Source organism: Pedobacter sp. T50_32 (assembly GCF_057652195.1).
Genome location: NZ_JBYFBY010000004.1, coordinates 122600 through 137683, shown reverse-complemented (window position 1 = coordinate 137683; position 15084 = coordinate 122600). Strand labels below are relative to the sequence as shown.

Sequence of the window (15084 nt, the reverse complement as noted above, 5' to 3'; positions counted from 1 at the left end):
ATGAAAAAAAACATCTTTTTAACATTCTTGCTTGCCTCAATTTATTCATTTACATGGGCGCAAAACAATTATGATGCAAGTAAAATACCCGATGAGCTTAAGCAAGATGCAGTAGCTGTAGTTAGAAATGAAGAACAGTTTTACGAATATAAAAATGCTGGCTCGGGCACCATTAAATATAAAACGGCCATCACTATTTTAAGCAAGGCTGGAGACGGTTATGCAGAGTTTGCCGAAACGTACGACAAATTCTCCAATCTTTATGCAATTAAAGCAGCAGTATATGACGCTAATGGCAAAAAGATTAGAGATTACAAATCTTCAGATTTTAAGGATCAAAGTCTAATTTCTAGCTACACTATTTTTCAAGACGATAGGATTAAAACATTGGAATTTTCAAGTACTACTTATCCATATACAATAGAATATAGTTACGCTCAAGACTTCAATGGAATTTTAATGTTACCATCTTGGAGATCATTAAAAGGATATCATATTTCTACTGAAAAATCAAGCTATTCTTTTCAAAAAAATGCGGGCTTAAACGTTCGTTTTTTGAGCAGTAAAGATTTAAAAACGGATTCTGTTTCCAATAATGGAAAAACGACATATTCTTGGTCTGCGAACAATGTGCCTGCAGTAATTAAGGAGCCATTAAGCACTGGGTTCGATCAACTGTCTACTTGGGTTAAAATTGCCCCGAATCAATTTGAATTTGACAGTTCTAAAGGAGATTTGAGTACATGGAACAGCCTTGGTGCATGGATTTCGAAGTTGAACGAAAATGGAGACATGTTACCTCCAGTTAAAAAATCCTTGGTACAAGAATTAATTAGAGATGCTAAAACAGATAAAGAAAAAATGCAAATTCTTTATCATCATTTGCAACAGAACACTCGCTATGTAAGTGTGCAATTGGGCATTGGCGGTTTTAAGCCTATCTTGGCAGAAAAAGTTGCTCAGGTAAATTATGGAGATTGTAAGGCTTTATCTAACTACATGAAGGCCTTACTCAAGGAGGCCGGAATAAAATCTAACCTTATTGTAATTGGTAGTGGTATCCCAGAGCTAAATAGATCTTTTTCGAGCATTGGGCAAGCTAACCATATGATTTTAGCAGTTCCTTCGGCAAAAGATACTACTTTTTTAGAATGCACTAGCCAAAATTATCCGATGGGATATATTGGTTATGATAATGCAGATAGAAATGTATTAATGGTGACAGAAAATGGTGGCCAATTGGTAAGAACTCCGAAATATCGCAGTATCGATAATTACCAAGTTAGAAAAACAAATATTCAATTAGCCGAAGATGGATTGGCCACAATTGTGATAAAATCTAACTACGGTAGTGCTCAATATGAAGATAATATCTCTAATTTATTATCTGAACCTAGTGAAGTTAGAAAGAAAGCAGTGCAAAGCTTAGGTTTTGCTGATGCAGAACTTAAACAAATTAAATTTGAGCAGGCAGATAAAAAGTTACCTATTATTAACGAAGAAATAGCTTACCAGACTAGACAATTATTGAGCAAAGGTGCTGACAAGCTATTTCTAACTGTAAATCAAATTAATAGAAAAGAAAGTGTCCCTGAGAAAATTACTAATAGAAAAACAAATTTTGCTATACCCTTTGATTATTCAGACGAAGATGAAATTATATACACTTTACCAAAAGGATTTAATGTAGAATTTCTTCCAAAAGACGTTAAACTAAGTTCTGAATTTGGAGAGTATAGCGCTTCGTTCTCGGTATCTGGTAGTACAATCACTTATAAACGCACTCAAATAATGACATCTAAAGTTTTCCCTGCAGAGAAATACAATGCTTATGTAGATTTTTACAAGAAAATTTATCAAGCCGATAAGTTGAAAGCTGTGCTAACGAAAATATAGAACATAAAAAAGCCTCGACGAAATGTCGAGGCTTTTTTATTTATTTCTTCCCAACTACTACCCTAGTCATCGCATTCCAATCTAAATATTGATTAGCAATAACTTTCAAGCGTTCGGCAGTAATATTTTTAACTGTGTGGATGTAGTTATCATAATAGCCATAATCTAAGCCAGCGAAATGAATGTTCTTGAATTTATCTGCGTGAGAGAAAGCATTTTCTAAGCTTCCCAAAAGTGAACCCAGCATAAAATTACGAACCAAATCAAGCTCTTCATCAGTAATTAATTCACTTCTTAAAATATTGATTTCCTTTTCAATTTCTGTTAACGCACTTGCGCAAACATCGGCGCCAACTTCTGTAGCTAAAAAGAAATAACCCGCATGCTTTAACGAAGCAACTCCTGAACCAATGCCGTAAGTATAGCCTTTGTCTTCACGAATATTCGCCATTAAACGCGAACCAAAATATCCACCAAAAACACAGTTTAGAATTTGCAATGATGGAAAATCTTCGTGAGTACGACTAATACTCAAATTCCCCATTCTAATTGCAGATTGTAGTGCTTCTGGCTTTTCGATGTACAAATCTTTATCCTGTTGCGCTACAAACTCGAAACTATTTTTAATTGCAGTTCCTGTGTTTTCCCAGTTACCACCGAAAACGCCATCCAATACCTCAAAATCTTTATCTATAAACTTACCAGCAATAACGATGGTACAATTCTTAGCTTGAAAAGCAGCTTTAAAATAATCAAGCAAATCGCTTTGTTGCAATTGGTCATAATCAGTTAAACTGATATCTGACCCGTAAGGTGTTTGACCAAAAATTGCATGGGCAAAGGTCTTACGAGCTAAGAAATCGTTCTTTTGCAAGCTTACCTGCAATTTCTGCTTTTGGTTTTGCTTGTAAATATCCAGCTCGTGCTGTGGGAAAATACTCTCATTTAGTACCGACCACAAAATTGGCAATACCGATGGCAAGTGCTTAGTTAGCGAATAAAGCGTAATGGTAGTTAAATCTGCGCCGTATTCGGTTTGCAAAAATGCACCATAGTAATCCACTTTTTCTGCAATTTCTTTAGCAGTTAAGTTTTTCGTTCCGTTATTAATTAAACCGTTCACAGCTATTGCTTGTAAAGGTTTTTGTGCATCCCAGTTTACATTCTCGAAAATAAATTCGATACGCACCAACTCTTGTTCGCCAGCGTTTACAATATAAACAGGCAAACCGTTTTTCAACTGCTTTGCCGTTGGTTTAATAAAATTGATATCATTTACCTGCTTAAAGGCAGGAGCAACTGTTCTGTTAAGCATTGGCTAAATAATATAAGGTTGATGATTTTTCTTTCTTAAACGTTTCTTGTGCCACTTGTTGGATTTGCTCGGCTGTAATGCTCAAATACTTGTTGATTTCTACATTCAATAAAGCAGCATCACCCAAAAGTTCGTAATAAGCCAAGTTCATTGCTTTGTCCAACAAGCTCATTTCAGCAAATACCATAATCGATTCCGATTTATTTTTCACTTTTGTCAACTCGTTTTCAGTAACCAATTCAGATGCGATTTTATCTAGCTCTTGCCAAATTGCAGTTTCAGCTTGCTCCATGGTTACACCTTCTACCAATTTACCCTCAACAATAAACAAACCTTCGTCTAAACTACTGGTAATGTAAGCGTTGATATCGCTAAACAGTTTTTGCTCTTTCAACAAGCTGTTAAACAAACGAGACGATTGTCCTTGCGATAAAATATCCGACAATAAATCGAAAACTTGATAGTTAGCATCTAATCTTGCAGGCATTTTAAACGACATATAAATCGCATTTAAAGGCACATCAGCATTTACGGTTAAGCTTCTCGCTGCTGTTTGCTCAGGCTCCGAAGGCAAGTTCCTTAAATATTTCTCGCCTGCCGGAATTGGTTCAAACCATTTTTCGGCAAGCTTCTTAACTTCCTCCGTATTTACGTTTCCACCAACTACCAAAATGGCATTCTGCGGATTGTAATGCTTCTTGAAAAACGCTTTCACATCTTCCATTTTAGCATTTTCTATTTGTGCTAAATCTTGCCCAATAGTTGCCCAACGGTACGGGTGTTTTTCGTAAGCCAATGGACGCAACTTTAACCAAACATCACCATAAGGTTGGTTCAAATAACGTTGTTTAAACTCTTCGCAAACCACGTTACGTTGTGTTTCCAAACTCTTTTCAGAAAATGCTAAACTCAACATTCTGTCACTCTCTAACCAAAAAGCAGTTTCTATATTCGCTGCTGGCAAAGTGATGTAATAATTCGTGATGTCGTTACTTGTAAAAGCGTTGTTTTCGCCGCCTACGCGTTGCAAAGGCTCATCATAACTTGGGATGTTGATAGAACCACCAAACATCAGATGCTCAAATAGATGCGCAAAACCCGTACGTCCCTCCTCTTCATCTCTAGCGCCCACATCGTACAATATATTTAAAACTGCCATTGGCGTTGTTGGGTCTTCGTGAACCAAAACTTTTAAACCATTGGCTAGTGTAAAACGATTAAAATTTACCATAGGCTGCAAAGATAGATTAATTGCTTTATTGTTAAATTCTTTTATTGTTGAGTGAGTGTAAAGTTGAAAAACCTTTGCGTGTGGTTGATTATTTTTTTCAAAAAATGTTCGCCCGTTTTTCATAGCTTCTCAAGCCCCACTATCCGCTGTAGTCCCTCGTTGCACTTCGGGAGCTGTCGCTGCTATTGGGTTTATTTAACTTCAGCTTGTGCAACAAAATACCGACAAAGCGCATAACCAATAAGTGGCGCTTAGAAAAGGAGTTAATTTCCTCCCCCTACCCCCTCAAAGAGGGGGACATGCGAAATGCCTAAGCGCCATGTGTCCCCCTTTGGAGGGGGATTAAGGGGGAGGAAGCAAAATGAATTTCATTAGCACTGTTTTTTGTTAATTAAACCCGATGGCAGCGGATATACTTTTTGTTGCGTCATTTCGACGAGGAACGAGGAGAAATCTGTTACCTAACAGCATTGAACTTTTAGATTTCTCTCTACGTTCGAAATGACGGAACAACATGACAAAAAGATAGCAGCGTACAGCGGGACTATCGCAACGATGAAACCGAATAAATGTTTTTCAAATAAGTCACAATATAATTTAGAAGTTAAAATTAGTTAATCTGTACAATCGCTTAATCGGTGTAATCCTTTAAATACTTACCTTTACGCCATGAATACAGGAGAATTACTGCAAAGAGCTTTAAACTTTGACTTTTTAACCAAAGAAGAAGGTATTTTTTTATATCACAATGCGAGTACTGCCGAGTTGGCTTACACGGCAAATGAGTTGAGAAAAATACAGGTTCCGAGTGGTAAAGTGACTTGGCAAATTGACCGTAACGTGAACACTACGAACGTTTGTATTGCCAATTGTAAATTCTGTAATTTCTTCCGCCGCCCAGGGCACGATGAAAGTTACATTACCGATATTGAAACTTATAAAGTTAAAATTGAAGAGACTTTTCGTTTAGGTGGCGACCAATTGTTGTTGCAAGGTGGACACCATCCAGATTTAGGTTTGGAGTTTTACACCAACCTTTTTAAGCAACTGAAAGAGCTTTATCCAGATTTAAAATTACATGCTTTAGGCCCGCCAGAAATTGCTCACGTAGCAAAATTGGAAGGTTTATCTCATACTGAAGTTTTAAAAGCTATGAAAGAGGCTGGCATGGACTCACTTCCTGGTGCTGGTGCAGAAATACTGAACGACCGTGTAAGAAGATTAATTTCTAAAGGTAAATGTGGTGGACAAGAATGGTTGGACGTGATGCGTGCTTGTCACCAATTAGATATTACAACCTCTGCAACGATGATGTTTGGCCATGTAGAAACTATTGAAGAGCGTTTTGAGCATTTGGTTTGGATACGTGAGGTGCAAAGTGAAAAACCTGCGGATGCCAACGGTTTCTTAGCATTTATTCCTTGGCCTTTCCAAGATGATGGTACTTTATTGAAACGTTTACGTGGAATTAGCAACAATGTAACTGGCGATGAATATGTGCGTATGATTGCGTTAAGCCGTATCATGCTGCCTAACGTGAAAAATATTCAAGCAAGTTGGTTAACGGTGGGTAAAGCTGTGGCACAACTGTGCTTACATGCTGGCGCTAATGATTTCGGTTCTATCATGATTGAAGAAAACGTGGTTTCTGCTGCTGGAGCGCCGCATCGTTTTACAGCAAATGGCATTCAAACGGCTATTAAAGAAGCTGGTTTTGAGCCTCAATTACGTGGACAAAAATATAATTACAGAGAGTTGCCTGCCGAATTGGAAGAGCAAGTGATTTCTTACTAAACCCCTAAATCCTCTAAAGGGGACGACTTTTAATAGCCGATGAAAAGAGCGACCTTAATCTGTTTCTTGTTATTAACTTCAATTTTTGCCTTTGCTCAAAAGAATTGGGTAAAACAAAAATTGACTAATAGATTAACAGTAGCTTTTCCTGCTGCTGCTAGCAAAACGGCTGGTACTACATTCGCACTTAAAGATACTGCTGGCGTTGTTTATACCGCGACTTACAGTTTCATTGCCCAAAATTTAAAAATTGACCAAAGAGCATTTAGCAAATTGGTAACCACTAACGAGTTTGCTAGCGAATTTTTAAGTGGCTTACAAACAACCCTCGCTGGTTATAATTTGCAGGAGATAAAAATAAAGCAGCATAAAAACTACGTAAGCTATACTACAGAAGGCAAAAACGAAGAAGAACATAAATCCATTTTCTTGAATATCATTTTCGTAGATGGCATTTACTATAGCTTATCTTGCGTACTTCCAGATGGGCAGAATCTGCAGAACAAAGATATTTTTCTGAGTAGCTTTCAGCTTACAAAGTAGCAAATACCATTTCTTAAAAAGTGTTAAAGTTTTTAGTGCTCAGGTTTTTATATCGCAATATTCATTAAGTTTGATATTATAAACCACCTGATCAACAAATAACTCTAATTAACGCTTTAATGAAACTTTTTAGGTTCAAACTATTTTTGGCATTGGTTTGCCAACTGGCTTGCGCAACTCTTTATGCGCAAATTGGAAAAATTGACAGTAGCAGTATCGTAACGCTACGATTAGACCCTCAAAGTGCAAGAGGAGCAGCAGTTTCACAGATTTTTGAAGAGGTAAAATTTGTACCGTTAGAAACAACCAAAGAAAGCCTGTTCGGAAATATCTCTCAATTTAAAACTATAGATAACCTTTATCTTATTTTTGATTACGACACCAAAGCGGTACTTATTTTTGACTTGACTGGAAAATACATTACCAAAATTGATGCAACAAAGCTAGAGAGCAATAAAGACAACAATGAGAAAATGCAGTTTTATGGTTTTACAACTATAAAGGACAATAACCAGCAACTGATTGCAATTTATACACCCAAAAATGTTCAATTATATGACTTAAAGGGGAAGTTTGTAAAGAAAACATCAAACGAAAAATTTAAATTTAATAACGATACTAAGTTTGATGACGGAAACACGAGTATTAAACAAGGTCACTTTGTAAAGAATGGAAAAGACAGCACCTATTTTCAACTGGGTCTAAAGCACCAAAAACCATTAGATAGCATTGCGTTTTTCAAAGATGACATTAAGAAATACGAAAAAGATGAATGGTATGGCAACGCTGGTGTAAGCAAATATGCCGCAAATGAGGCCTTCTTTATCAACCACTACAACTACAACATTTACCGAATTACACCAAAAGCAGTTGCATTAGCTTACAAACTGATATTCCCTGCCCAAAATTCTTTACCTGCAGATTTTTTAACCAATCCTATTTATATTAAAAAGAGACGCACCTATTTTGAAGACAACAAAAAAGTGATTTATGGTTTAGGCATGCCTTATCTCTTCGGAAATAATTTATTTTTAAGAACACATAGTTTTTATTGGGATAAAGACCGCAAAAGTAACCTGATATATAACCTCAACACTAGCGAGCTTACCTCCTTTCAAGATATAGAACCAGACAGCCTTTCGCATTTTTTACCTATTACTGACTCTGGCTTTAGTTATGATTTTGAAAATAGAGGATTTTTAGCCTACGAGAACGAGCGCTTTTACACTAGCTACTCATCATTAACCATGTTCGAGTTTAAAAACCGTAGCGCCGGCAAAGCAAGCAAATATCCACCTCTGTTAGAAAATTATTTTAAGACAGCGGACAGAAAGGCTAACCCAGTTCTTATCATTCTTAAACCTAAGAAACACTAATTTATGTTTAAACGCTTGCTCTCTCTGTTTAGCCTTTTCTGCTTAACATTATCTCTTAATGCCCAAACCACTACGCCTCACCAAGGTGTAATTAAAGGAGTTGTTAGAGATACCGTTCATAATTATGTGTTAAAATCGGCTACAGTATCAATCTACAAGCCTGACAATACTATCATAAATTATCAGCTGAGCAACAATTACGGCGAGTTTAAATTTGTGAATGTACCTATTGACCAACAACTACGCATAGATATTAGCAATGTAGGTTATCAAACTTTGAGAAAAAACATTACCATACCTAAAGGACAAACTTTACTTGACTTAAAGACACTTATTTTAAATCCGCAAGATGTAACTTTAAAGGAGGTAACTATTTCTGTACCGCCAATTACCTACAATAACGACACTTTAGAAATTAATGCCATTGCTTTTAAATTAGACACTAATGCCACAGTAGAAGATTTGCTTAAAAAAGTGCCCAATATTACTGTTTGGGGCGATGGATTAATCACCGTAAATGGTAAAGAAATTAAACGTTTGTTGGTAAATGGAAAAGACTTTTTTGGTGGAGATAACAAAATCGCTCTGCAAAACATCCCTAAAAATGCTTTAGAAAAAATACAGATTTTTAATACTGCAGATAGGGACAAACCGCTTGACAGTAATTTGGTGGCCAATTTAAAACTGAAGAAAGGTAAAGACAGAAACTATTTTGGTAAAATTGGTATAGGTTACGGAACTGATAATCATTACCAATTTGATGGAAATATTAATTTAAACACGCCAAAACTGCAATTAGCCATTATTGGTGCCAGTAACGATGTCAATAAAATTCCAAATGACATAAACACGCTGATACGAAATAGCACTTACAAAGGCGTAGGCACAAGCGTAGAATATCAATCGGATTTTAGGCAAGAAGGGCTAAATAAAGGCAATGTTATTGGTACCCAAATGACCTATAACTTTAAACCCGACAGCAAAGAGTGGAACAATAAAAATGTCGTAAATGCCAGCTACTATTTCAAAAATTTAAACAGTATTAACGAGCGAGAAACACAAACCACAACAGTATTAGCTGCCAATAATCAGCTCTTCTCTAACAGTACCAGTAATAGTGACAACACTAACAATAGCCACCGTTTTAATTCTGGCTACAACTATTACAGGAAAAACCATCGTTTAGATATTAAGCAAACCATGAATTTAGACAATGGAGAAAACGAAAGTGTAAATTTGCGAAACGCCAGAAACAACGCAGGTCAGTTGACTAGTACCAACAATGCCACTACCAGCGGCAATTTCGACAACAAAAGCTTCTCATTTAACGCCGACTATAGCTACAACAATTATAACAACTGGAAAAGCCGTTTCAAAAGCCTCAATGCGGGCTATAATCTTTCTGCAGCAGATAATGCTAACGATAGAACTGAAATTACCCAGTACCGGGACTTGCTAAACAATGCGAACAACTTAGATATTAACAGGCGCTACCAAACGCAATCAAAAAGGCTCAGACAAGAGTTCAGTTTTGGTTTACCCAATCTTAGATCTTTGTTATTTAAGGATGCAAAACTTTCCAACTTCGACCTAGAAATAAACGGAAGACTAAATTTGAGTAACAATACAGACAATAACGTAGTAGAAGATTTTAACAACAATGCCTATCAGCAAAACAGTGACCTAACCAATCAAACACAAACCAACCAGGTAGATTTTATGCCAGGTATGATACTTAGCAAGCAGTTTACCAAAAACCTGAGCAATAGATACTACAAGAATTTAACTTTAAAACTATTTGCTGCACAACAGTTCATCAACCAAAACAATAATTCCGACAAAGCATTTCAAAATATTAAAAGGAATTACAGCAACTTTTTGCCAGGTTTCGCGGTCAATGCTTACAATCAGCAAACAGGAAACTACTTTCAAAGTATCAACCTAAGTTTTGGCACAAACATTCGCATACCAACGTTGCAACAGCTTGCTCCTTTAATAGACAATAACAATCAATATTATATACAAAGAGGCAATGTTAACTTAAAAGAAGAGGTTGATCGTACTTTGAATTTGTCCTTTAGTCATAACGACATGAAGAACAAAAACACCTTAAATTTCTATTTGTCTGGTGCCATTGGTCAAATTAGCGATGCAATTGTAGACAGTATTTTAATTAATCAACAAAATCGTAGAGATGTGTTTTTAACCAACGCAGATGGCAGCAAATATGCCCGCTTCAATGGAAACATCCGTAAATCGATCAAATTTAAAAGTAGCGAATTGCAACTGGCCTACTTTACTTCGGGCAATATTAGCAAAAGACCTACCTACACCAATAATATTTTCAACTTTTCAGATAATCTGAACATTGACAATTCAATTTCAACCTTCTTCAGTTATAAAGACAAATTGGGTTTAGAAGCCAAGCAGAGCATACAAAACAGTTCATCTAAACAGCGTAGCCTCAACAGCCAATTTAGTAACGTAACGCTTACTTCTAGCTTAAGTACCAATTATAATTTCACTAAAAAATTCTCTGTAAATTCAAATATTAGCTATAACAACAATAATCCATCGGTGGGAGAAACCATTAATTTTACCATCTGGAACGCCAATGTAACCTATCGTTTTACAAAAGGTAACAATGCAGAAATCAAACTTTCGGCTTTAGATATTTTACGTCAAAACCAGAGCGTAATGAATTTTGCCCAAACAAATGGCTTCTCTACCTCTACCAGAAATGTATTGCAGCAATATTTTATGGCTACCCTTTCCTATTACCCACGTAAATTTGGCTTTAACGACAAAGCGAAGAAGTAAGCATTTCCCTTTTAGTGTTATTTTTAATAAATTGAGCCAAACTAAAACATGGCAGCACTAAATACCATTATTGTTGATGATGAGGAATTTGCACGTTCTTCATTATATTTTTTACTACAGGAAAACTGTCCTGATGTAAACATTTGCGGTATAGCCAAGTCTGTTAACGAAGCCAGAACCTTACTACAAAGCCATGAAATTGATTTGATTTTCTTGGATATTGCCATGCCGGGAGAGAATGGCTTTTCTCTAATTCCACAGGCACAGGAAGCTAACGCAACCGTTGTTTTTACCACAGCTTACGATCAATACGCCTTAAAAGCAATTAAAGCAAATGCTTTAGATTACTTACTGAAACCTATAGATATCGATGAATTAATTGCCGCCGTAGAAAAAGCTGTGAAGCATCAGCAATTAAACAATGCTTTTGCCAGAAATTCGAGCCTTAAAAACTTGGAGGATGATTTAAAAGAGCAAAAAGGTGTTAACAGGATAACCTTACCCAACGGACAGGGTTATCGGTTAGTTGATGTAGACGACATTATTCACATAGAAGCAGACAGTAACTACTCTATCTTCCATTTAAAGAACACCGAAAAAATCACAGTTTCTAAAGTGCTTAAGGATTACGAGGAAATTTTGCCCGAAGAACGTTTTATGAGGATACACAAATCGAGTATTGTTAACCTAAAATATGTAAAAGAATACAATAATAAAAACGGACTGGTATTATCGCTTTCGAATGGAGAAAATATCATAGTTTCAAGGCGTAGAGCTAGCGATTTTTTTGAGAAGATGAAACACTACGGTCAACTACAAAGTGAAAAATAGCTTATTAACCATAGTGAGTTTTTGTTTTTTGGTGATATTTTGCCAGGAGACAAGCTATGCTCAAAGCGTTTACCTGCCGCACTATACTACAAAAGATGGCTTGCCTAGCAACAACTGCTACTACACTTTACAAGACCAAAAAGGTTTCATTTGGATTGCAACCGATGCCGGAGTTAGTAGATTTGACGGCTCTGTATTTGAAAATTTCTCAGTAGATGACGGTTTGCCCGACAATCAAATTTTACAGATGAGACAAGATAGTAAAGGTAGAATTTGGTTTATGGCGCTTAACGGTCAGTTAAGTTATTTTTTGGATGGAAAAATCCATAATGAGAAAAACAATACTGCGTTAAAAGAACTGAATTTTAATGGCGTAGTAGTTTCATTTTTAGAAGACAGCAAGGGCAAATTGTGGTTTGGCACGAACAACAATGTCATAGGCATTTGGGATGGACAAAAAACCACGAAAATAATTTCAAACAGCATCGCTTCCAGATATCAAAATGCATTTCTTTATGAAGATGAACAACAAAACATCCGAGCGGTAAACAACACGGCTAACTTCATCTTTTCTAATGGCTATTTTGTTCCAACAAAAGTTAGTATCAACCCTATATCTTATAAAGCAATTAACTACGCAAATGGCGAAATTTATTTCTTAAACCAGCAGGGGCTAAATATCTTTAGCAAGAAAACTACAAAACAGGTATTAAAAATAAGTCCCGAATTACTTCAGTCTGATATTGGCTATATTTTGCTTGGTGAAAAGAAATTGTGGTTTACGAACAATAATGGCGTTAAAGGAATAAACCTTGATGGCACTGGAGAAAAAGAATTTCTACGTGGTGTAAGTGTGAACCAAACCATAAGAGACAACGAAGGTAATTTATGGTTTACCACTAAAAGTGGGGTTTACAAATTGCCTAAAATAAAAGATCAACTCTATACCATTAGCAAAGAAAACGGTCTGTCCGACGCTGTAATTAAAAGTATTGCAAAAGATAAAAACAATCGCTTATGGCTGGGCAGCAATAATGGTATCATCAACATCTTAGATTTAAAAACAAAAGCAACCAAAAAAATTACACTCCCAGATCCAAATAAATACAATACTATTAAGCAGTTAGTTGTAGATAAAAAGGATAAACGCATATTCTTTGCTTCAGATTATGGCTTGGGTTCGGTGAGCAGCAATTATCCGAGCACAACTGATTTTAAATTTCTTCGAGAAGTTAACAACCACATGTTTGTGGTAAAAAACTTCGCGATAGATAGTACCTCTAAACTCACGCTCTCTTTGTCGTCGGGCGTAGTAATTATTAACGACAGAAATGAATTGGCATTTTCTTCCCTAAAGTATAAGGAACTAGAAGACTTTTTCAAAGATCGTTCCTACCGTGTGTTTTACGACAAAGAGCAAAATCTTTGGTTCTCTAACGTCAGCGGACTATCAGAATTTAACCACAATAAACTCAACAAGCATTATCAGAAATATCCAATATTAACTAAAAGGATAAACGATATACGCCAACTGGCGGATGGTAGTATGGCCATGGCAACCGACGGTTATGGGATCGTAATTTTAAGGGATGGAAAAATTAAGCACATTCTTAATCACCAAAAAGGGTTGAACAATAACATTATCAATAAACTATTTGTACGCGGCGATTATCTATGGGCTATTAGCAACACCGGTATTAACAGAATTGCTATAAAAAATGGAAAAGTGAACATCAGCAGTTTCGATGACGTAAGCGGGATGCTTTCTGATGATTTGAACGATCTTTACATAGATAAGGATACCGCATACTTTGCAACTAATAATGGATTGGTTTACTTCGCCTACAACCAATCTTTACAGCACAGCAACCCACCTAAAATCTACATCAATTCTATTTTAAAAAATAAAACCACGTTAGATCTCAATAAACGTAGCTTCAACTTAGCGCCACATGAACAAAATTTAACGATTACTTACAGTGCCATCGACTTTAAAAATAGAAATATCACTTATAAATATCGTTTAAAAAGTACCGGAAATTGGATAGAAACTAAAAACCGAAAATTAGAATTATCCTCTCTGGAACCTGGAGAATACGTGTTCGAGATTAGTGCAAAAAGTCAGAACAGTGATTGGAGCGAGCCTGCCAAAGTGAAACTCAATTTACAAAAACGCTTTTATCAAACCTGGTGGTTTATTGCAATTGCTTTGGGTATTGGTGGTTATCTCATCTATTTAATTGGTGTAAGCATCACCAAAAGGCAAAAAAATAAAGAACAAGAGCAATTACTGCTAAAAAATAGGATATTGATGTTGGAACAGCAAGCGCTGCAAGCTATGATGAATCCGCATTTTGTATTTAATGTGATGAATTCTATACAGCATTTTATCAATACTAAAAATACAAATTCGGCAAATAAAGTGCTCACGGGGTTTGCTAGGCTAATCAGGAAAAATTTGGAGATATGTACACAGAGCTATATTTCTCTGGAAGAAGAAATCAATTACCTTAATCTATATTTAAGCCTCGAAAAAAACCGATTTGGAGAGAAGTTCCAGTATGAGATTAATATGGATCGGACAATAGACAGCGATGAAACACGCATACCCTCAATGTTGTTGCAACCATTTATAGAAAATGCGATTTGGCATGGCATTATGCCCAAAGAAGAAGGTGGCAAGGTTGCGATAAAAATTGGTAAGGAAGACGAAAACTTGTTGATTACCATTATAGATGATGGCATAGGCATAGACAATTCTTTAGCAAGTAAAAAGGATGGTCATCAAAGCAAAGGAATGATGTTAACAAAAGAACGTATCAACCTATTGAATAAAATTGAAGCAAAAGCTATACATCTGGACATAAAACAGAACGGTAAATCAGGCACAATTGTATCGATAACAGTACCGTTTACGTAACAATTTACCGTTTACTCAAATATTTATACCATTCACTAAATAGGTGTCTGCATTCGTATTTTTTGTATTAAACTTGTTATAAGAAATTAAGCAAACATTAATTGTTTGTTCTGAGAACGTTCATATAGGATTGACAAAAGATATTATTTTAACCTAACCTAAAAGTATATCTCAATTCAGGTTTCATTTGTGTGTTAAAAGCGTCCCGATTTTCATAATTAGGACGCTTTTTTGTTTTCAAACCATTTTATAACACTGAAAACAAGGCTGATAAAATTTTGAAAAAAAGTTCTTCAAAAGTGGTTTTTATTCTATTTTTGGCACCATTAAAATAAACAAACAGAGCTATCTTCTATTT

The 15084-nt window shown here is 35.9% G+C and carries 9 protein-coding genes; 7 read left to right on the top strand and 2 right to left on the bottom strand.

Annotated elements, in window-relative coordinates; translation table 11 throughout:
- The gene (locus AC23ME_RS14205; protein WP_487728436.1) at positions 1-1896 is read left to right on the top strand and encodes a DUF3857 domain-containing protein; all 1896 of its coding nucleotides are present in this window, start codon (positions 1-3) and stop codon (positions 1894-1896) included.
- Positions 1897-1936: 40 nt separating this feature from the next.
- On the opposite strand, the gene AC23ME_RS14200 is transcribed toward AC23ME_RS14205, so the two are convergent.
- Together AC23ME_RS14200 and AC23ME_RS14195 are read right to left on the bottom strand one after the other, a co-directional pair.
- Positions 1937-3211 carry a M16 family metallopeptidase gene (locus AC23ME_RS14200; protein WP_487728435.1) on the bottom strand — a complete coding sequence of 425 codons (1275 nt, stop codon included), beginning with the start codon at positions 3209-3211 and terminating at the stop codon, positions 1937-1939.
- Positions 3204-4442, bottom strand: coding sequence for a M16 family metallopeptidase (locus tag AC23ME_RS14195; RefSeq protein WP_487728434.1), 1239 nt, complete (start codon positions 4440-4442; stop codon positions 3204-3206). The genes AC23ME_RS14200 and AC23ME_RS14195 overlap by 8 nt, the downstream gene beginning before the upstream one ends.
- 669 nt (positions 4443-5111) lie before the next feature.
- Between AC23ME_RS14195 and AC23ME_RS14190 the strand changes: the two genes are divergently transcribed.
- From AC23ME_RS14190 to AC23ME_RS14165, 6 genes are all read left to right on the top strand, one after another.
- The gene (locus tag AC23ME_RS14190) at positions 5112-6236 is read left to right on the top strand and encodes a CofH family radical SAM protein (protein ID WP_487728433.1); all 1125 of its coding nucleotides are present in this window, start codon (positions 5112-5114) and stop codon (positions 6234-6236) included.
- Between the two features lie 39 nt (positions 6237-6275).
- Positions 6276-6779: a hypothetical protein gene (locus tag AC23ME_RS14185; RefSeq protein WP_487728432.1), complete on the top strand. Its 504-nt coding sequence runs from the start codon at positions 6276-6278 to the stop codon at positions 6777-6779.
- A gap of 119 nt (positions 6780-6898) precedes the next feature.
- Positions 6899-8155, top strand: a complete 1257-nt coding sequence (locus tag AC23ME_RS14180; RefSeq protein WP_487728431.1) for a DUF4934 domain-containing protein — start codon at positions 6899-6901, stop codon at positions 8153-8155.
- A 3-nt stretch (positions 8156-8158) separates the two neighbouring features.
- Positions 8159-10975: a carboxypeptidase regulatory-like domain-containing protein gene (locus AC23ME_RS14175; protein ID WP_487728430.1), complete on the top strand. Its 2817-nt coding sequence runs from the start codon at positions 8159-8161 to the stop codon at positions 10973-10975.
- 48 nt (positions 10976-11023) lie between these two features.
- Positions 11024-11806, top strand: a complete 783-nt coding sequence (locus tag AC23ME_RS14170; RefSeq protein WP_487728429.1) for a LytR/AlgR family response regulator transcription factor — start codon at positions 11024-11026, stop codon at positions 11804-11806.
- Positions 11796-14726 (top strand): sensor histidine kinase, encoded by a 2931-nt coding sequence (locus tag AC23ME_RS14165; protein WP_487728428.1) that lies wholly within the window; start codon positions 11796-11798, stop codon positions 14724-14726. The genes AC23ME_RS14170 and AC23ME_RS14165 overlap by 11 nt, the downstream gene beginning before the upstream one ends.
- Positions 14727-15084 lie beyond the last annotated feature (358 nt).

Coding starts and splice junctions, on each gene's coding strand:
- AC23ME_RS14205 (WP_487728436.1), top strand. CDS start 1: ATGAAAAAAAACATCTTTTTAACATTCTTGCTTGCCTCAATTTATTCA.
- AC23ME_RS14200 (WP_487728435.1), bottom strand. CDS start 3,211: ATGCTTAACAGAACAGTTGCTCCTGCCTTTAAGCAGGTAAATGATATC.
- AC23ME_RS14195 (WP_487728434.1), bottom strand. CDS start 4,442: ATGGTAAATTTTAATCGTTTTACACTAGCCAATGGTTTAAAAGTTTTG.
- AC23ME_RS14190 (WP_487728433.1), top strand. CDS start 5,112: ATGAATACAGGAGAATTACTGCAAAGAGCTTTAAACTTTGACTTTTTA.
- AC23ME_RS14185 (WP_487728432.1), top strand. CDS start 6,276: ATGAAAAGAGCGACCTTAATCTGTTTCTTGTTATTAACTTCAATTTTT.
- AC23ME_RS14180 (WP_487728431.1), top strand. CDS start 6,899: ATGAAACTTTTTAGGTTCAAACTATTTTTGGCATTGGTTTGCCAACTG.
- AC23ME_RS14175 (WP_487728430.1), top strand. CDS start 8,159: ATGTTTAAACGCTTGCTCTCTCTGTTTAGCCTTTTCTGCTTAACATTA.
- AC23ME_RS14170 (WP_487728429.1), top strand. CDS start 11,024: ATGGCAGCACTAAATACCATTATTGTTGATGATGAGGAATTTGCACGT.